Here is a 19,940-nt window from a genome sequence, read left to right as displayed (position 1 = left end):
ATATATAGCCCGAATAGAACACTAGTTCTATACCCTGTAAATGAGCATATTTTGTTGAGGGTATTGAATGTAATCAACGAAAAATCGTTCATTTATTAAGAAATGGCTCATCTATCAAGCTAATAGGAGGGAAGTGAAGGCTGTGTCGAGAAATCCGGGTATGACAGACGAAGCCATTATTAAAATGTATAAAAGTGGCATGTCGTTTAAAGAAATGGGTCCAATCGTCGGCCTGTCCGATCGGGCAATTCGGAATGTGATGTATAAGCATGGGATTTCAATGAATCGAGAACAATACTCTGGCCAACCTAGAAAGCATAAAGTGAATGAAGACTATTTTAAAGTATGGACACACGAAATGGCTTGGGTGTTAGGTTTATTCGTGACAGATGGACATGTGAATAAACAACTCCATAGCATATACTTTTCTCAAAAAGATGAACGTATTCTTCAATTGATTGCCAAGTACATGGAGGCAGACTATGTGCTTGCAGCTACAGGGCCAACAAAAACTACACTAACTTTAATCATTAATTCTAAAGAGATTAAAAAGGATCTTAAAATGTTGGGGATAATTTCTAATAAATCATTATCAGTTCCATTTCCCAATGTGCCAGAAGAATATTTAGCGTCGTTTGTAAGAGGCGTTATTGATGGGGATGGCTGGGTACAAAAATCAGGTTACGTTATGAATGTTACGTCAGGCAGTCAGGATTTTGCAGCTAGGCTCTTGTTCGTATTTCAATCATGGCAATTACGTTCAGAAATTACGATAACAGTAAGTCCGGCTGGAAATTATATTTATCGTATTTGGGTAAAAGGCAAATACGAGCTTCCAAAACTTGCGGAAATTATATATAATAATGCAGCATCTGATAATTTTATCTTACACAAAAGACAGCGAATGTCACAACGTTATTTCATATAGTAAGTAAAGAGTCCAGAATTAAATTTGAAATTTGATAAGGAGTGAATTAATTATGTGGAAGCTTGTAGATGGCAGATTGATTCAAACGACGGATACAGCAAGGACCAATTTTGTCACTAATATTAGTCAATCAATATTGGAAGAACTTAGATCCGTTGCAAAAGAAAATAACACGCATGTTAACTATTTAATTGAAAGTGGATTACAGTCATTATTGTCTGAAAATCAAATCTCATATAATAAAGATACTCGGCCAAAAGATCGAATAGCATTCAATAACAGCTGTGATAAAGAATTGCTTAATGAGGTTAAGCAGTTTGCCAAAGCGCATAAGTTATTCCTAAATGATGTGATAGAATATAGCGTTCAGTTCATAGATGTTGAAGATGCAAAGAAATCTAGTCATAGATACAGGATAGAGCTATGAATTTACGAGTTCATAGAACTACATGGTCATAATATATATTATCGGTAGTTGCGTTTCATTCGATAAGTATACTTGAAACAGTGAGATAAAACGGAAATTGTACAATGACAAGAATGTTTAAACTAACTAAACAAGAAAACCTATACTAATTAGACTTTCTTGTTTAGTTTATTTGTACAAAACCCTATGGATTCATTGGTTAACACTTATTTATTCAGGCATCTAATAAATATTAGCTAATCCATTTAATTTTCAATCGTCTTTCGTCATCTTAATTACAAGACCCTGATAATTACTAACGCTACCCATTTGTCATCCATACAGCAAAAACACTGTACCACAGACTGTTACGAGAGTTTTCATGAAAGTTGAAAATGTTAAAGTATTACGCCTGAAAAGTCCCCTTTTAATACTTCTTTTTCATCCTGATTTTCACATACAAAAGATGCAGTAATAGCTGTTCTATTGTTTTTATTTTCTTGCCTTTCGTATTTTTCGATTTTAACTTCACAAATTATTGTATCACCAGTAAAAACAGGCCTTAAAAACTCAAAATTCATCGTACGAGCTAGCACATTATTGTCTCCACCCACTTTTGTTGGCAAAGTTGCCGTTAGTAACCCTTGAACTACAAGTCTTCCTTGTTCATCTGGGGTCAAGTGATGAATCCCTTCATCACCTGAAATCTCTATAAATAATTCAACATCCCTTACTGTAAATGACCGTTCAAACGTAATTATATCTCCTACTTTTAATGGCATATAAATTTCCCCCCTGAAGGTTTTATACTGTGTCGTTTATTAGGTGTGAATATTATGACTATTGAGAGCGGTATTCAACTATCCTTCTTCGTTATAAAAAGAGACTATTACTATCAGGTAAGATTCAACAGTTTTCCATCCACTTCCCACCTATTTTATTTATGTGAGAAAGTAATGGGGTTCCCAATCTTTAGGTTTTATGTTCTTATTCATCCATTTCTCTTGTGGTGCTTGGTATGGCGCGGTAGCGATTAAATAATTGTTGTGCCAGCTAGCTGCACCGGAACGAATCATTTCATCGAGCAGGATTTGAATAAATTCTTCTGGCTGAAGCTGGAAAGAGTAGCGTGCAAAATCTTGGAACCAGCCACATTTTAGTAGATAGTTACCGATATCTTCTTTTGCCAATCCGTTTTTAATGATTAGTGTGAATGAAAAAATCCTCTTGCAGGCATGCCATGAAACTTTGTCTGGCATACTAAGCCACTTTTCAAACCGTTTCCTCGCTGCATCAATGGCGGCCAGGGGATTCTCCATTTGAGGTCCATGCCCTGAATATGCCTGCTGAATCCGGAGCATAGACAACCGATCCAAACTTTCTAGTGATCGTTGGATAGATGAAACACCTTCGCGAAAGATATTCAACCATCCGATATCATTTTTGTGAAAGAGATCCCCGCAAATTAATATCTCTTCTTCAGGTTCATATAAAGAAATATGCCCTAACGTATGTCCAGGTGTATGCAGGATATTGAAGGTTCTCCTTCCCGTATTAATCTCATCGTTATCCAAGAGCCTTAGATCGACCCGATAAGGTTCCACAGGCTGATCTAACCATTCTGAACCGCATGCTTCAGTATCACAAGAATTAATTAAATCGGCTTCCCATTTATGAGCAGCAATCTTAACGCCATAATTTTTTTGAAGTTGATAATTGCCGCCTACATGGTCACTATGATAGTGCGTGTTAACGATGAGATGTAATTCTTCTGGTGAAACACCTTCTTCTTTAATTAATAGCTCAGTATCTTTCACATCACTTCCAAAACCAGTATCAATAAGAATCGGGAGCTGATCCTTAATAAGAATCATATTTGCACTTGGAAATTTTCTTTCAAAGAAAATAATATTGGATTTTTTCAGAAGCCATTCCTCCTTAAATTCAATGACTAAACAATTCTTTCTGCCACATCTATCAGATTTGAATTAACCTTATTTACACACCGACCTGACAAGAACCAAGTCTAACAATATGATATCTGTCTAGTAGTATTTCAGCATGCTATTCCATTAACATTGGTGATGAAATAATAATTAATACGAAAATCTTTTCTTTAATTTAAATGAGACATATATTCAAATGCCGTTATTCCATAGACGCTTTTAAAGTGTCTATTAAAATGGGTTAAATCAACAAAACCACATTCAGCTACTGCTGAATAAATATCTCCATTTTTACCTAATAACTGCTTTGCATGTTCTATCTTGCAGTTAAGAAAGTATTGGTATGGTGTGATACCAGTATGAGCCTTGAATAACCTGATAAACTGGAACTTCGATATATTAAGCTCTGCACAGATCTCGTCAAGTTTAATGACAGTTTCCAAGTTGGTATGCAGCATATCCTTTGCTATTCTAATTAGAGAGTCGTCTTTTTTAGTGTCCGTGGAAAGATTAGTTTGAATTAGGCTATCTGTGAGGGATATTAGTAATTCACTGCACAAAGTCTCGTCTTTTTCATTTAATATCGCATGGGATAGACGTAATACTCTTTGTTCAAGTCCATGATCATACACAATGGGGGTTGAAAAACGCACCAAATCCTTTTTCTCAATGACCTCCAACAGCAGTTGTTGTTCAATATAGAGCATGACATAATCAAGGCCTGTCTCATCATGTGCCATTCCGTCGTGTGCCTGTTCTGGATTAAAAAGCATCACACCATTTTGATAGGATAATTGTAAACTGCCATCTAAATTGTACTCTTGAATACCACGTAATGTTACCCCTATTGCATACTCCTGGTGAGAGTGCTTTTTATATGTAAAGTCAGTGATACTTGCAGCCAACGCAGTAATACCCGCCGATTTTTTATAGATAAATTTGTCCATTTAATTCACCTCAACATTAGCATTCCTACAACCATATCATGATTGCAGCATAAACTAAAAATAATGCCATAATAATATTAACAACTTTTTCATGCTTCTGTAAAAACTTCTTGAAGATTGTACCGAAAAGAACCCATGTCATAAATGCTAAAAACCCAATAACTGTTATAACTATAACACTTATTGTTACCGCAGGAATTGCGGTATAATAGGGCAAAATAAAGCTAGGAAATACAGTCATTGTAAATGTTACTACTTTTGGATTTAAAAACTGCATGAGAAATCCTGACATAAAGGTCCCAGTCTGGTTTACGGTTTGTTTTGATTTATCCGTTTTACAGATTTGATAAGCAAGAAAGAGCATATAAATGCTTCCGATTATCTGCATAACAATCAAAATTTTCGGAATTACCGTTATAAGCATTGTATTCAACATAGCAGATAGGGCAAGCAATAAATCAAAAGCAATCGTTGCTCCATATGTATACTGCATTGCCCTTTTTGTCCCATGCTTATTCACAGTGGATAGTATGTCGATATTAGTCGGTCCTGGTGTGAAAGTAATAATAAAACAGTATATTAAAAAAGATGTAATATTCATGAGTAAACTCCTTTCACGTTTTCTCATGTAACTATACATCTTTATATTTAGTGGCTATAGTATGTTATTGCAGGATTAAAGCGTCTGTAATGTTAACTCTACAAATTCAGGATGCCGATATGTTGTATTTCATTCTGTAGCACAGATTAAAAGATGGATTTTACTAGTCATTGGGGAATATATGTGGTGAACTCGGACCTCGTGTCCAAGTGTTTAGAGGTTCCTGTCCTTGTAAAAAAACTTAAAAAACGTTCATCAAGCATTTACCGATGCTTGATGAATGTTTTTTAAGTCACTCTATGCTGATTTAAAAAAGTAAATCAGCTGAACTTCATTACAAATCCTGTACTTTTAGCAGTAAAACCATTTTTCAAATAAAATGAGTGAGCATCTTCCCTTTCAGCTCTATTTCCGCTATTTAAAGTGATTGCACTTCCACCTTTTTCAATAATGATTTCTTTTGCTCTTGCGATGAGCTGTTTACCAATACCATTTTTTCTATAGTGTTGATTCACTATTAAGCAGACAACTCTACCGTAACAACCACTAAATTCATATGATAGCCCAATGTGTAATCCCAGTAGTCCTACTACTTGATTATCAATTTCCGCAACAAGAGTATGATAATCAGGATTGCTATTTAACTTCGATAATCTTTTAGTTACTTCCCTTTCGGTTGTTTCATACCCTAATTCAGACATAAGAGAAATTATATCAGCTAAATCTGTTCCATGTGCATATCGTATTAATACCATGTAATCACCCCTTTCAAAGTAAAGTAACCTGCACCTATTACATCGATAAATACCAACATAAATCTCTTCTTCCCTATTGATTAAGTTACATTACTTAGTTCCCTCAATCTGCTTCTTCATAATAATGTTTATGCCGCTGACTAAAGACTTGAATACAAAGCAACAGCGTCATGACTACTGCGATACTAGCGAATCCAATAGCTGCCGTTTGTAGTGAGAACCACTCAGACATCAGTCCTAGGGTAAAGGTAAATACAATTTGCATAAAGCTTTGGAGCATCGACGCCAAACTACCAAAACGTCCCATGATCGCTGTCGGTACGTTTTTCTGGTAAAAAGTATCATAGCCTGCATTGCAAAATGCCATAAAGAATCCTAAAAAGATAAAGGCCACTGTTGCCGTCAAAAAATCAACTGTACTGTAGAACAACAAATAGCCAACTGCTGTTAAGACCATTCCAATACCTAAATACAATTGCAATGAGAAGCGCTTTGCAAAGGCGGCTGAAGCCGCTGCGCCTATTAATGCACCTACACCTGCAATACTGACGATGAGGCCATATAATTGGTCAGACTGTGCTAGATCCTGCTTGATAAATGTGACCTCTTGGGAATCTAATGCAAAAGCAATCATAAGCGAGGTCTGGAACAGCAAATAAACCTTCATAAAATAAGGATCCTGCTTAATGAACCCTTTTACAACTTGCCAATCAGAAATCAGTATCTTCAAAGTAATTGGCTCTCGTTGATTTAAGTTTTCATTTTCTACGTCAGGCAACCTTGCAATACAAAATGCACAGAAAAAGAACGTAACCGCGTTTAAAATCACACACCAAGTTGTACCAAATAAGGCGATGAGTACACCGGCTAGTGCTGGTCCGATTAAAAATGAACCTGAATTCATCATACTCATGATCGAGTTAAAACTTCTTCGATCGGTTTCAACCACGAATTTTGTGATATAAAAGGTCGAACTTGGACCAAAAAATGCTCCAGCGATATTTGTCGCAAATAGAATGGAGTAGACAATCCACAGCGAATCAAGAAATGGAACAAGTAAAATAAGCGAACCCCTTAGGACATCTGCTAAGACCATCAATTTTCGTTTATTAACACGATCGATGATGGAACCTGCCCAGAAATTTGTCAGCATTCGTGCAATTGGTCCGACAATGTAAATCCCTGCGACCGCAGCCGCTGAACCAGTCATATCAAGTACTAAAATATTTAACGCAATTAAATAAACCCAGTTTCCAAAAAATGAAACGCCTATACCACTTAACAGAAGTGAGTACTTCTTCCAAATTTTCATTGAAATCTCCCTGTATTCTTCGATGCCCTAAACTTCTAATTTAAGCTTACCAAATTTGGGTGGTTAGAAATAGTTAGTTTTGGGGCAATAATGTGGATATTATGGGGTGAAAAGTTGAACCCCACTTGATTAAGTGGATAAATTCTGCTAAAAAGCTTATAATTAAAGAGTATAGAAAGGAGTCGTTTAGTGTGAAGGAAATTCAATTAAATTCTCCTGAGTTTAATCGCGTATTGAAAAATATGCAGCTTGAAAACTTACATTTAAGTCATTCGCTGCAACAAAAAGCTCTTGAAATTGTCAATTCGGGTATTCCAGTAACGCCTGCTTTGATTAAGGAAGCTTTGGCAAATGGCGAAATACAATGAATTTAAAAATGATGATTATCTTTTAACGACAAATTTGTTAGGTATGACAAATTTTGCTGAGCTTGAGCAGGCTGAGGCGTTTACTTTCTCGATTCGTGCAACTCAAATTGAACAAGGTGCATACAACATCATGGCTTTTTCACTCACCAATTTTGTCGGACTTCACCGCCATCTATTCCAAGACATTTACTCGTTTGCAGGACAATTCCGAGATGTGCAATTGATGAAAGGTAATACGCGTTTTTGCCAAGTACAATATATGGAGGCATACGCGTCTAGTTTATTCACTCAATTAGACAATGAACCTGACTGGGATACTCTAGAGTATGCAGTTAAAAGGTTGGCTTATTTCAAATCAGAGCTGAATATGCTACATCCATTTCGTGAAGGCAATGGTCGAACAATTCGTATTTTCCTAGAAGCCTTTGCGAAGTCCAAAAGATTTCTATGGACATATGACAAAATCGATCGTGACGAATACATGCGAGCTATGATACGTGCAGTAACAAGTGAAGATTTCCTTGAAAAGTTATTGCTAGATACATTAAAACCCATAGATTAAATGCCGACGAACTTCCAAAATGGAAAGTTCGTTTTTTACATTATGTATAGAAAAAACCGCAAAAAGTTAAATACTTTTTGCGGCGATTTGTTTGGGTTGTTCTAATATGATATTTCTTTTTTTCATCTGAACAAAGAAAATTGCTGTCATGCTTAAACTGATTAATCCGAAAATGATAACCATTGATTGCAATCCGATAATATCGAGAAATGCACCTGCTGTTAGTAAAACGACCTGGAACATAACCCGTTCTAACATATTGCGGAACGAGAAGAATCGGCCATGGTACTCTTTTGGCATCTGTTTCTGAAATATAACCATTGCTGTTGGGAAAAAACAACCTAAGGCAAATCCAAGTACGGCAAAAGCACTTAACGTAATTACTATACTGTCTGCAAAAAAGAGCATGAATTCTGCTACTGCTACCATCGTTGCAAAGGAAAATAAGATTGTCGTCGTGCGCCATTTTTTAGAAATATACTTCACGGCAAATGTTCCGACCATGAATGCTACCCCTTCAAATGTATAAATAAGTCCTTTAATCGATGCAGAATCCTGGATTTCACTAATATTAATGACAATTAGATTGAATGATCCGATGAAAAGCAATGGAATAAGCGTCATAATGAGTGTCATGCCGACAGCAGGATATGCTTTCAACACAGGAAAAACTTCCATGAATCCACCCTTGTTACCCACCGATTTCACTTTGGCCTCTCTTCCCTCTCCCTCATCGATGCGCAACATCATTGTAAATAGTAGTAGGGCCCCGTAAGCAATCATAGATATCCAGTAGAGCGACATAAGCGACCAGTAGACGAGCATAATGCCCGCTAAGGCCGTGCCAAGCACACGTGAGATCGTAGCAACGTTCATATGCCACCCATTCATCGTCAGCAAATCATCATCTTTGACGACAAGCGGAATGGTTGCCTGCAGTGCAGGGAAGTAAAAGGTAGCAGATAGTTGAATGCTAACCATGAATGCAACCATCCACCAAACAGATCCGGTTGATATAGCAATCAGCATAAAGATAACACTGAGCATACGCCCTGCGCCTGATATAAGAAGTACGGTTTTTTTCTTTGATTGGTCTATGATTTTCCCTGCTAGCGGTCCCGCAATAATTCCCGCAAGAAGTCCTGCTGACATTATTAGTGCTTTAACGAAATCGGAAGGGATTTTTTCTTGCATAAACTCGAGATTTCCGATTATTCCCGTCCATAATCCTAAGCCTGCAATCATTTCCCCCGTTAATATTATCCAAATGTTTCTATTTTTCCACATACCCTATCCCCGTTCTATTATTAATAATTACTCAAAAAGTTCACACTTTTATAGGGTGTGCCATATTCTATATAGGTTGAAGAATTGAATGCGGTATATAAACTAGCGTAGGCGCCTGACAGTGGTAGCCGAAGCGTAATTCAATGAAATCAATCATTCAACCTATCTAGTACAAGTTCTCTTTTTGAACGTGCAATTTGTTTCGCTTATCGAACTATTATACGTTAGAAAAAATTAAAAGTCATGGGAAGATACTCCCATGACTTTTAAAGTTATTTATTCAATTTCAGCTTTTGGATCCTTGTAGATATGTGTTATGCTGCCATCTTTTTTCTCATCGACTAAACTACTACCGTTTGAATAGCGGTCAACTGGTCGCAATGATCCTGCTAAGATAGGGATTTTACTTCCCTTTTCCGTCGCTAAAACAATAATTTCATCATTTTTCACCATTAACGCCCCGCTAACACGATACGGATTTGACTTCAGTTCCTTCAGAACAACAATACCTCTTTGCGCTCTGGAAGCACTTTCGAGCTCTTTTAAGCCCATTCTTTTCACGCTGCCTCGCTGTGTCGCGATTAAGACGGAAGCCCCGTCATCTGAATTAATCTCCATAGCAACAAGCAGATCATCGTCCTTAAGGTTAATGCCACGTACACCGGCAGTCCTAATACCTGTTACTGATAACTCAGTAAGCGGGAAGCGTAGCGCATAGGCTTGCTGTGTGAAGAGGATAACATCTTCGTCCCCCTTAACGAGCCTTGCGTCAATCATTACATCATCCTTTTTCACGCCCATCGCTTTAAACAACCTTGAATAGCGCTGGACTTTAAAATCGGCAAGTTTTGATTGTTTGATTAGCCCATTTTGCGATACTGTGACGATTAACGCTTCTTCATCGAAGTTTTCAAGGCCAATCGCTGCAACAATCGTTTCATTTTGCCCGAGTGGGATGATACTTGAGATATGTTGCCCAAGATCTTTCCATCTAATATCTGGCAACTCATGAATAGGCTGATAGAGATAGTTCCCTGCAGAAGTGAACAGCAAGAGATGATGCTGCGTGTTCATTGGCGCTTCTAATAGCGTATAATCGGATTCCTTCATTTCCTGTCCCGTGCCGTTTGAAGCGCTGTAAGAGCGGACGCTAGTGCGTTTCACATAGCCGTCTTTTGTGACGGATACAATAACTTCTTCACTTGGAACAAGGATATCAAGATCGACTTTAATTTCTTCGATTTTTTCCTCGATAACAGAGCGTCTTGGTTCTGCAAATTGTTTACGGATGTCAAGGAGCTCTTTTTTGATGACTGCAGAAAGTTTTTTATCACTTTTCAAAATTGCATCAAGCTGTTCAATCAGTTTTCGGAGTTCAGCATCTTCCTGCTGAAGTTCAGTAATATCCGTGTTCGTCAGTCTATAAAGCTGTAGCGAAACGATTGCTTCAGCTTGTATTTCGGAGAATTCGAATTTCGAGATGATATTATTTTTAGCATCACGTTTGTCTTTTGATGCGCGAATCGCTTTGATTACTTCATCCAAAATCGATAAAGCTTTCATAAGCCCTTCGACGATATGGAGTCGGTCTTGCGCTTTTTGGATATCATATTGGGATCTACGTGTGACAACTTCTTTTTGATGGCCAATATAGGCATCAAGCAACATCGGCAGTGACATTAATGTCGGTCTGCGCCCAGAGATGGCAATCATGTTGAAGTTATACGTCACTTGCAGGTCTGTATTTTTAAGAAGATATTGCAAGATCGCATTACCGTCGACGTCTTTTTTTAGCTCTATGACAACACGGAGGCCAGTCCGGTCCGATTCGTCCCTGACATCTGCGATACCATCTAGTTTTCGATCATGACGAAGCTCATCCATCTTCCTCACCATATTTGCCTTGTTAACGTCATATGGGATTTCCGTCACAACGATTTGCGATTTACCGCCTTTTAAGGGTTCGATGAACGACTTCGATCTGATGATAAAGCGTCCTTTTCCGGTCTCGTAGGCTGTTTTAATACCGTTTGTTCCTTGGATAGTACCGCCAGTTGGAAAATCAGGTCCTTTGATAACTGTCATCAATTCATCGACCGTAACATCCGGTTTGTCCATCCGCATAAGGACCGCATCAAGTACTTCATGAAGCGCATGTGGCGGGATATCCGTCGCATATCCTGCAGAAATACCTGTTGAACCGTTGACGAGCAAGTTTGGATATCTTGCGGGTAAAACAGTTGGTTCAGGTTCAGTATCATCGAAGTTTGGTATGAAATCGACAGTATTTTTACCCAGGTCACGTAGCATTTGCCCTGCTATTGTGGAAAGGCGTGCTTCTGTATACCGCATTGCAGCAGCCGAATCTCCATCGACTGAACCGTTATTTCCTTGCATTTCCACTAACATATGACGCAGTTTCCAATCTTGGCTCATCCGTACCATTGCTTCGTAGACGGATGTGTCACCGTGTGGATGATAGTTCCCGATGACATTCCCGACTGTTTTTGCGGATTTCCGGAATGCTTTCTCATGTGTATTACCTTCGTGGAACATCGCATACAAAATACGCCGCTGAACGGGTTTTAAGCCATCGCGTGCGTCAGGCAATGCCCGGTCCTGGATGATGTACTTACTATATCGTCCAAACCGGTCACCGATCACTTCTTCCAGGGGAAGGTCTTGGTAGCTTTCTGATGGTGTCATTCAAAATCCCCCTCAACGTGCAAAAATTCGTTGTCTAAAATATTGTGCTCTTCCTGTGTACCGAAATCGACGTTCTCTTCAATCCAGCGTCGTCTTGGCTCTACTTTATCGCCCATTAGTGTCGTTACTCGACGTTCAACTGTAGCGCTGTCTTCAATCGTTACACGGATCAATGTACGTGTTTCAGGATCCATAGTCGTTTCCCATAACTGATCGGCATTCATTTCCCCAAGACCTTTGTAGCGTTGGAGCATATATCCTTTGCCGACTTTCTCTATCGCTTTATTAAGTTCTGTGCCTTCAGTCCATGCATATGCAAATTTTTCGCTCTTCCCTGTCCCTTTGAAAACTTTGTAAAGAGGAGGCAATGCAATATATACTTTTCCTGCTTCAATTAGCGGCTTCATATAACGGTAGAAGAACGTCAACAACAGCACTTGAATATGTGCACCGTCCGTATCCGCATCCGTCATTATGATTACTTTATCATAAGCGATGTCTGCGACTTGGAAGTCTGATCCTACGCCGCCCCCGATTGCATGGATAATCATATTGATTTCTTCGTTTTTCATGATATCCTCGAGTTTTGCTTTTTCAGTATTGAGTACTTTCCCACGTAATGGAAGGATTGCCTGGAATACACGGTCCCGTCCTTGTTTTGCAGAGCCGCCGGCAGAGTCACCTTCGACCAGGTAGAGTTCGTTTTTCGCAGCATTCCTGGATTGCGCAGGTGTTAATTTACCCGATAGTAGTGTATCTGATCTTTTTCTCTTTTTACCTGAACGCGCATCTTCGCGCGCTTTTCGCGCCGCCTCACGTGCTTGATGCGCCCGAATTGCTTTACGTACGAGGGACGCACTTAAATCTGCATTTTCTTCAAGGAAATACAGAAGTTTTTGCGAAACGATTGAATCGGTTACGCCTCTTGCTTCACTTGTCCCGAGTTTGCCTTTCGTCTGTCCCTCAAACTGCAAAATTTCTTCCGGTATACGGACTGATACGATTGCCGCAATACCTTCACGGATATCCGCACCTTCAAGGTTTTTGTCTTTTTCTTTTAATAAACCCGCTTTTCTTGCATATTCATTAAATACACGTGTCATACCGGTTTTGGCACCGGTTTCATGTGTTCCACCGTCTTTTGTTCGAACGTTATTCACAAATGATAAAATCGTTTCTGAGTAACCATCACTAAATTGGAACGCAAATTCGACCTCTATGCCTTCTGATTCGCCTTCCAAGTAAGCTACCTCATGCAAAACGTCCTTCTCTTCATTCAGATAAGAGATGAAAGCTTCAATGCCAGTTTCGTATTGAAAGATTTCATGCTTGTCCGTTCCTTCTTCTTTTAGCTCGATTTTCAAGCCTTTTAACAGGAATGCAGACTCCCGTAAGCGTTCACTAATCGTTTCATAATGATATTTTAACGTAGAGAAGATCGTCGCATCCGGTTTGAAATGAATGAGCGTCCCTTTTTCACGTGTTGTTCCAATTTGTTCAAGTGTAGTGGCTGGCTTACCACCTTTTTCGAAGCGTTGACAGAACTTTTTGCCGTCACGAAAAATCGTGACTTCGAGTTTTTCTGACAATGCGTTTACGACAGATGCGCCAACGCCATGAAGTCCACCGCTTGTTTTGTATCCGCCTTGTCCGAACTTGCCGCCTGCGTGGAGAACGGTCAGGATTACCTCTGTCGTTGGTTTACCCGACTGGTGAATTCCTGTTGGCATCCCCCGCCCGTAGTCCCGCACACTGACGCTTCCGTCTTTATGAAGTGTAACGTCTACCTCATTACCAAATCCCGCTAGCGCCTCATCTACCGCATTATCTACAATCTCATAGACAAGGTGGTGAAGTCCACGGGAATCAGTTGACCCAATGTACATACCTGGTCTTTTTCGTACTGCATCGAGGCCTTCAAGTATTTGTATCGAATCATCATCATACGTATAATTATCTACGTTTTTCGTCAAAGTGCAACCTCCATCAAACAAATGTTCTCTATTATATAATCGTACTGCTTCCTTTAAAGCTTGTCAAATCAACGTTTTCGGAAGCTTGCTCAATTAATTGTATAGAAGATAGACTTTTATTGCAACGAAGACAGGAAATTGTTCGTCTCTCAAATCAGCTGTTAGGGGTACAAAAATCAGAAATTAGGCTATAACTGCTTAACTTGGTTCGCTCATTCTTCACATGAAGCCCATTGTCGCAACTTCACGGTTCTGCTAAACTAGGTCTATACATAGACAAACTAAAAAAGGAGTACGTCAATGGAACTTATCATACTTTTACTACTTGCTTATTTAATTGGCTCAATTCCTTCTGCACTCTGGGTTGGGAAACTTTTTTACAAGACCGACATCCGACAACATGGTAGCGGCAACCTAGGTGGTACGAATACCTTCCGTGTACTCGGCAAAACAGCGGGACTTACCGTAACTATTCTGGATATTTTAAAAGGTACTGCAGCTGCATTATTGCCGCTCTTGCCTATTTTCGACAGTGTTAGCGTCCACCCTCTTATTCCAGGACTTCTTGCAGTCGTCGGACATATGTATCCCGTCTTCGCCCATTTCAAAGGTGGCAAAGCTGTAGCGACATCCGGCGGTGTGTTGCTTGCCTATGAATGGCCTGTTTTCATCATTGTGCTCGCAACATTTTTCATCGCTTTAAAAGTAACGAAAATGGTGAGCTTATCATCAATGATCGTATCTGTCGTTGGATTTGTATACAGTATCTATTTTTACCTCCGAACAGGCGATATTTATTTGATGGTGATGATTGGTCTTTTCGGTGCCTTTATCTTCTATCGTCACCGGGAGAATATCGGTCGGATCAAAGCAGGAACCGAGCCAAAAGTGAAGTGGTTATAATACAATGGATGTAGCAACGGAAAGGCTGGTGTTTCCAATGAAGATTATTTTGTCGAAAGAAGCGCTTTTGTGGTTTAAAGAGGAGATGGAAGCTGAACCTGGTGATGCTATCCGCTTTTTTGCAAGATACGGTGGATCCAGTTCGATTCAGGCAGGCTTTTCACTTGGTGTAACGAAAGAGCAACCGGATGAAGTAGCCATTGAAACAGAGCATAATAGTGTTCGTTATTATATCGAAAGCCGAGACAAATGGTATTTCCTTGGTCATGACCTACATGTCAATGTGGATCCTAAACTGCATGAACTTATTTATTCATACGAAAAAGCGTGATGGCCATATGCCTCACGCTTTTCTTCATTTATTTATGAGTAGGTAAGGCTTTGCTGACAATAGACAATTATTAACTCCAAAAAACGTGAAACTGTTATACAACACACTCATTAAAGTAGATTGAACCGTTTTAATTGATTATGGAGTCCTTCTTTAAGTAAAATGTCTCGTTCGTGCTTACCAAACAAATCAAAATGAGGATAATCTTCCCTCATATCGATCCACTCCCGCTTCAATCCATATTGCTTGCCCCATTCGACAAGTTTGCTGATATCTGCGCAACCTGCTTTGGTTACTGTATTGCATCCTGGAAAGCGTTCATCAAGCCAGTAATGAGTTAAAAATGCCATTTCCCCTTCACTAACTGCTTTTTTCCAAGCTTGCAGTTCTACACGCTGTATCCCAAATGCCATTAGTCTTTACATCGCTTCACTTCTGTATATTTAGCATCCCAATCTGGCGCGATTTTCTTTAGGGAAACGGGACGAAATGAGCCTTTTCTCACGACGACATGTTCCGATTTTGCTGTTGCTGAAATTGTGCCGTCCTCATGGAGGATTTCATAGCCATAAGTTGTACGTAGCCTTCCGTGTGACTCTACCCAGGTCCGTACAGTCGCTTTCTGTCCGTATTTCATCGCTGCCTTATATTGAATAGATAAGTCCGTCACCGGCGACAAGAAGCCATCTGCCTCCAGTTGCGCGTATGTATAGCCTAAGTCCTCAATCAACTTCGTACGTCCAATCTCCATCCATACTAAATAATTCGCGTGATAGACGATTCCCATCTGATCTGTCTCTGCATATCTGATTTCAATTTCTTTTTCACTGATAAACACTACCATCACCTCACTACCCATTATACAAAAGCCATGCTGAAAAAGCTGAACTGAAGTCTAAGCAGAAAAAAGGTGCCCGATTAAATCGGACACCTCTACCTATTAAAATTAGTTCGTTTTCATTTTATCACGAAGAACCATTTGCAGGATTCCGCCGTGACGGTAGTAGTCAACTTCAACTTCTGAGTCAAAGCGTGCTAGTACGTCGAATTCTTTGACAGAACCGTTTTTCGCAGTTGCTGTTACTTTCAGAATGTCGCGTGGTTTAACGCCTTCTGCGATATTAACGTTGATTTCTTCTTCACCAGTAAGGCCAAGTGTTTCAGCACTATCGCCTTTCATGAATTGAAGTGGAAGTACGCCCATCATAACAAGGTTTGAACGGTGAATACGCTCGTAGCTTTCAGCGATAACTGTTCTGATACCGAGAAGTGATGTACCTTTCGCAGCCCAGTCACGTGAAGAACCCATTCCGTAGTCTTTACCAGTGATGATTGCAAGACCCGTGCCTTCTTCTTGATACTTCATAGCAGCATCATAAATTGGCATAATCTCTTTTGTTGGCCAGTAAGTCGTGAATCCGCCTTCTGTGCCTTTCGCAATTTGGTTACGAATACGGATATTAGCGAATGTACCGCGCATCATTACTTCATGGTTACCACGGCGTGAACCGTACGAGTTGAAGAAACGAGGGCTTACGCCATTGTCGATCAAGTATTTACCAGCCGGTGTATCTTTACCGATTGCGCCTGCAGGTGAAATATGGTCCGTTGTGATTGAATCGCCGAATTTACCAATGACACGAAGCCCTGAAAGTGCTTGAATGTCAGCCGGTTCTTTTGCAAGTCCTTCGAAGAATGGTGGGTTTTGAATATACGTTGAGTTTTCATCGAAATCATACAATGAATCGTCTGTAGTTTCAATTGCATTCCATGCTTCGTTCTCAGTGAATACCCGTGCATATTCTTTACGGAATAACTCAGGAGTAACTGTTGATTTAACAACTGCTTGAATTTCTTCCGTAGTAGGCCAAATATCTTTGAAGAAGACATCAAAGCCTTCTTTGTCTTTACCAATTGGATCTTTTTCGAAGTCGATATCGACTGTTCCAGCAAGTGCATAAGCAACAACAAGTGGCGGTGAAGCCAAGTAGTTTGCTTTCACAAGTGGGTGAATACGTCCTTCAAAGTTACGGTTACCAGAAAGAACTGAAGACATTAGCATATCGTTGCCCATGATTGCTTTTTCAATTTCAGGAAGTAGCGGTCCAGAGTTACCGATACATGTAGTACAGCCGTATCCAACTGTGTTGAATCCGATTTGATCCAAGAACACATTAAGTCCTGAATCTTCCAGGTACCCTGTAACGACTTTTGAACCTGGTGCAAGTGATGTTTTCACGTAAGCTGGTGGTGTAAGTCCTTTTTCAACCGCTTTTTTCGCAACAAGTCCAGCACCCAACATAACATATGGGTTAGATGTGTTTGTACATGAAGTGATTGCAGCGATTGCAAGGTCACCTGTTTTAATTTCGACAGAACGTCCGTCTTCGAATTCGATTGTAGCTTTTTTCGTTAGCTCTTTAGGAGAGAATCCGAAACCTTGGTTCCCTTCAGGTGCAACAACTGCTTCGTTGAATGAGCTTTGCATTTCTGTAAGAGGAATCAAATCTTGTGGACGTTTCGGTCCAGCAAGGTTCGCTACAATACCAGTAAGGTCGATTTCGACAACATCAGTGTATGTTGGTTCTTCGTTTTCTACAGTGAAGAACATATCGTTCTCAACTAGGTATTGTTTAACTACTGCAATATCGCTATCTTCACGGCCAGTTAAACGCATGTAATCAAGTGCTTCTTCATCTACTGGGAAGAATCCGCATGTTGCACCGTATTCAGGAGCCATGTTCGCAATTGTTGCACGGTCTGCAAGTGGTAAGTGTGCAACACCTGGTCCGAAGAACTCAACGAATTTACCAACAACGCCATGTGCACGAAGTGTTTGTGTCACTTTCAGCGCTAAGTCAGTTGCTGTCGTTCCGTTTGGAAGCTGACCAACAAGTTTTACACCGATAACTTCTGGAATCGGGAAGTATGAAGGTTGTCCGAGCATGCCCGCTTCAGCTTCAATACCACCAACACCCCATCCAAGAACACCGATACCGTTGATCATCGTCGTGTGGGAGTCAGTTCCTACAAGTGTATCCGGGTATGTTTCGAATGTGCCATCTTCGTTTTCAACTGCATGGACAACATTTGCCAAGTACTCAAGGTTAACTTGGTGAACGATTCCTGTTGCAGGTGGTACTGCACGGTAGTTGTCATAAGCTTTTTGTGCCCAGCTTAGGAATTGGTAACGTTCTGCGTTACGCTCGAACTCAAGTTCCATGTTCAGGTTAAGCGCTTCTGCCGAACCATAACGGTCAACTTGTACAGAGTGGTCAATAACAAGATCAACTGGAATTTCAGGATTGATTTTATTAGGGTCGCCGCCCATTGCTGCCATTGCTGAACGAAGTGATGCAAGGTCAACAACAACAGGTACACCCGTGAAGTCTTGAAGGATAACGCGTGACGGTTTGAATGGTACTTCTGCATCCGCGTCCGCATCTTTCCCCCATTTCGCCAAGTTTTCGACATGATTGTCTTTGATGACATAGCCGTCGTGTTGACGTAGGACGGATTCAAGTAGCACTTTAATCGAGTAAGGTAGATTGGAAACTTTAGCGATACCGGCTTCTTCGAGTGCGGCAAGACGATAATAGTTATATGTCTTACCGTTCAGATCGAATGACGTACGGCTGTTGTGCAAATTGCTTTTTGCCATTATTGAATTCCTCCTTCTATCTGCTGAAAACTACTGAAAAGGCTATAAATAAGCGTCTTTTCTCTACTTCATCATATAATATCAACCCACATAAGTAAAATACATTAACTTTATAGTCTATCATAAGTTAATGTTATGACTCCCCTCCCTCTTAAGAACTCTTCATAATACGTAAGATAGTTTGCAAGTAATTTGTCATAAAAACGCGACAAGGATCATATTGCTGTCGGATATGTTCATGAACCATTTGAGATTTGGTGACAGTTTCCGCATTTGTTCATTCTTCAAATCGTTCACTTTTTTGAAATGTGGCCGCCCGTTGTATATCTCGATTAGCATGTATACCCATTAAATTTAGAGGCAAGCGTCCAATTCTTTGTACATAAGAAACACGATGAACTCCGTTACCTCTTCTTGCGTGGGACTGAGAAGAACATCATCATCAGTAGCGACTATGTATTCAATTGGGGGATGAACGCAAAATGGATGTGCATGCATGAAGTCATGAATTTCTTCGATGCAAGCTTCAAAAGTACGCTAGGGAATCGCATATTTCGTCTCTGTGAATTTGACGAGCTGCGGTGAAGGGAGCACTTAATAATACATACCCCTTTTTGGAGCGTTTGGAACACTTTTAGCAGAAATTAATGAAGTAGTCACTAAATTATGGCATGATGGAATGAAAAGGGGTGTTATAAAGTGAAGAAAGCGTTGTTAGTTATTGATTATACAATGGATTTCGTGGCTGAAGATGGTGCGCTTACATGCGGAGAACCGGGAATTCACTTGGAAAAATATATCACCGAGTTAACGGGGAAATTTTTAGACGACAATCATTTCGTTGTGATGCCAGTTGATGTGCATGATTTAGACGATTTGTACCATCCTGAAACAAAACAATTTCCTCCACATAATATACGTGGGACTACCGGCAGGAATCTGTATGGTTCCCTTCAACAATTGTATGATGAGCGCAAAGAAGAAATCCATTGGATGGACAAAACACGTTTCAGTGCATTTGCGGGCACAGATTTGGAGTTGCTTCTTCGAGCACGCAGAATTACCGAATTGCATCTGGTTGGTGTCTGTACGGATATTTGCATCCTTCATACAGCTGTCGATGCATACAACCGCGGATTTGATATTGTCGTCCACGAAAAAGGTGTTGCGAGCTTCGATCCTGCAGGTCATGCATGGGCACTTCGTCATTTTGAAAATACGCTAGGTGTTACTGTTGTCCGCTAACACTCTTGA

General features: G+C 40.0%; 20 protein-coding genes. 7 read left to right on the top strand and 13 right to left on the bottom strand.

The features are described from left to right. Positions 1-142: 142 nt before the first annotated feature. Both ACP8HG_RS06175 and ACP8HG_RS06170 read left to right on the top strand, forming a co-directional pair. Positions 143-928, top strand: coding sequence for an LAGLIDADG family homing endonuclease (locus ACP8HG_RS06175; RefSeq protein WP_438298354.1), 786 nt, complete (start codon positions 143-145; stop codon positions 926-928). A gap of 52 nt (positions 929-980) precedes the next feature. After that, the gene (locus ACP8HG_RS06170) at positions 981-1,355 is read left to right on the top strand and encodes an rRNA methyltransferase (RefSeq protein ID WP_438298353.1); all 375 of its coding nucleotides are present in this window, start codon (positions 981-983) and stop codon (positions 1,353-1,355) included. A 377-nt stretch (positions 1,356-1,732) separates the two neighbouring features. Here ACP8HG_RS06170 and ACP8HG_RS06165 read toward each other — a convergent pair whose 3' ends face one another. From ACP8HG_RS06165 to ACP8HG_RS06140, 6 genes are all read right to left on the bottom strand, one after another. Beyond that, complete coding sequence (locus tag ACP8HG_RS06165; RefSeq protein ID WP_187044846.1) at positions 1,733-2,116, bottom strand: FAS1-like dehydratase domain-containing protein; 384 nt, start codon at positions 2,114-2,116, stop codon at positions 1,733-1,735. 159 nt (positions 2,117-2,275) lie between these two features. Then, positions 2,276-3,208, bottom strand: a complete 933-nt coding sequence (locus tag ACP8HG_RS06160; RefSeq protein ID WP_438298352.1) for an MBL fold metallo-hydrolase — start codon at positions 3,206-3,208, stop codon at positions 2,276-2,278. 242 nt (positions 3,209-3,450) lie between these two features. After that, a complete protein-coding gene (locus ACP8HG_RS06155; RefSeq protein WP_187044844.1) occupies positions 3,451-4,227 on the bottom strand; it encodes a helix-turn-helix transcriptional regulator in 777 nt (258 codons plus the stop codon). 25 nt (positions 4,228-4,252) lie between these two features. Further along, positions 4,253-4,828, bottom strand: a complete 576-nt coding sequence (locus ACP8HG_RS06150) for a LysE family translocator (RefSeq protein WP_438298351.1) — start codon at positions 4,826-4,828, stop codon at positions 4,253-4,255. Positions 4,829-5,148: 320 nt separating this feature from the next. Continuing rightward, entirely contained in the window at positions 5,149-5,583 is a 435-nt protein-coding gene (locus tag ACP8HG_RS06145) for a GNAT family N-acetyltransferase (RefSeq protein WP_438298350.1), read from the bottom strand. 103 nt (positions 5,584-5,686) lie between these two features. Beyond that, positions 5,687-6,895, bottom strand: a complete 1,209-nt coding sequence (locus ACP8HG_RS06140; RefSeq protein WP_399632328.1) for an MFS transporter — start codon at positions 6,893-6,895, stop codon at positions 5,687-5,689. Positions 6,896-7,086: 191 nt separating this feature from the next. On the opposite strand from ACP8HG_RS06140, the gene ACP8HG_RS06135 reads away from it, so the two are divergent. Further along, positions 7,087-7,263, top strand: a complete 177-nt coding sequence (locus tag ACP8HG_RS06135; protein WP_149579513.1) for a Zn-dependent hydrolase — start codon at positions 7,087-7,089, stop codon at positions 7,261-7,263. After that, positions 7,247-7,825, top strand: coding sequence for a Fic/DOC family protein (locus ACP8HG_RS06130; protein ID WP_438298349.1), 579 nt, complete (start codon positions 7,247-7,249; stop codon positions 7,823-7,825). The genes ACP8HG_RS06135 and ACP8HG_RS06130 overlap by 17 nt, the downstream gene beginning before the upstream one ends. 66 nt (positions 7,826-7,891) lie before the next feature. Here ACP8HG_RS06130 and ACP8HG_RS06125 read toward each other — a convergent pair whose 3' ends face one another. From ACP8HG_RS06125 to parE, 3 genes are all read right to left on the bottom strand, one after another. Then, positions 7,892-9,112 (bottom strand): MFS transporter, encoded by a 1,221-nt coding sequence (locus ACP8HG_RS06125; RefSeq protein ID WP_187044838.1) that lies wholly within the window; start codon positions 9,110-9,112, stop codon positions 7,892-7,894. A 276-nt stretch (positions 9,113-9,388) separates the two neighbouring features. Next, the gene (parC, locus tag ACP8HG_RS06120; RefSeq protein WP_438298348.1) at positions 9,389-11,818 is read right to left on the bottom strand and encodes a DNA topoisomerase IV subunit A; all 2,430 of its coding nucleotides are present in this window, start codon (positions 11,816-11,818) and stop codon (positions 9,389-9,391) included. Then, positions 11,815-13,791 (bottom strand): DNA topoisomerase IV subunit B, encoded by a 1,977-nt coding sequence (parE, locus tag ACP8HG_RS06115; protein WP_067209303.1) that lies wholly within the window; start codon positions 13,789-13,791, stop codon positions 11,815-11,817. Before parE ends, parC begins: the two co-directional genes overlap by 4 nt. 300 nt (positions 13,792-14,091) lie before the next feature. Between parE and plsY the strand changes: the two genes are divergently transcribed. Further along, a complete protein-coding gene (plsY, locus tag ACP8HG_RS06110; RefSeq protein WP_067209301.1) occupies positions 14,092-14,694 on the top strand; it encodes a glycerol-3-phosphate 1-O-acyltransferase PlsY in 603 nt (200 codons plus the stop codon). Positions 14,695-14,731: 37 nt separating this feature from the next. Continuing rightward, positions 14,732-15,025, top strand: coding sequence for a HesB/YadR/YfhF family protein (locus ACP8HG_RS06105; RefSeq protein ID WP_067213944.1), 294 nt, complete (start codon positions 14,732-14,734; stop codon positions 15,023-15,025). A gap of 110 nt (positions 15,026-15,135) precedes the next feature. On the opposite strand, the gene ACP8HG_RS06100 is transcribed toward ACP8HG_RS06105, so the two are convergent. The 4 genes from ACP8HG_RS06100 to ACP8HG_RS06085 all read right to left on the bottom strand — a co-directional run bounded on the left by ACP8HG_RS06100 (position 15,136) and on the right by ACP8HG_RS06085 (position 19,205). Continuing rightward, complete coding sequence (locus ACP8HG_RS06100) at positions 15,136-15,438, bottom strand: hypothetical protein (RefSeq protein WP_067209298.1); 303 nt, start codon at positions 15,436-15,438, stop codon at positions 15,136-15,138. Beyond that, positions 15,438-15,863: an acyl-CoA thioesterase gene (locus ACP8HG_RS06095; protein WP_067209295.1), complete on the bottom strand. Its 426-nt coding sequence runs from the start codon at positions 15,861-15,863 to the stop codon at positions 15,438-15,440. Before ACP8HG_RS06095 ends, ACP8HG_RS06100 begins: the two co-directional genes overlap by 1 nt. A gap of 108 nt (positions 15,864-15,971) precedes the next feature. Further along, positions 15,972-18,686, bottom strand: coding sequence for an aconitate hydratase AcnA (gene acnA / locus ACP8HG_RS06090; RefSeq protein WP_067209291.1), 2,715 nt, complete (start codon positions 18,684-18,686; stop codon positions 15,972-15,974). Positions 18,687-19,040: 354 nt separating this feature from the next. Next, positions 19,041-19,205, bottom strand: a complete 165-nt coding sequence (locus tag ACP8HG_RS06085) for a D-arabinono-1,4-lactone oxidase (RefSeq protein WP_438298631.1) — start codon at positions 19,203-19,205, stop codon at positions 19,041-19,043. A 180-nt stretch (positions 19,206-19,385) separates the two neighbouring features. On the opposite strand from ACP8HG_RS06085, the gene ACP8HG_RS06080 reads away from it, so the two are divergent. Further along, positions 19,386-19,931, top strand: coding sequence for a cysteine hydrolase family protein (locus ACP8HG_RS06080; RefSeq protein WP_187044835.1), 546 nt, complete (start codon positions 19,386-19,388; stop codon positions 19,929-19,931). Positions 19,932-19,940: the final 9 nt, after the last annotated feature.

Origin of the sequence: Sporosarcina sp. FA15, from assembly GCF_051550195.1 — a bacterium.
Classification (GTDB): Bacteria; Bacillota; Bacilli; order Bacillales_A; family Planococcaceae; genus Sporosarcina; species Sporosarcina psychrophila.
The sequence above is the reverse complement of the archived record's forward strand: the minus strand, read 5'-3'. Positions and strand labels throughout refer to the sequence as shown.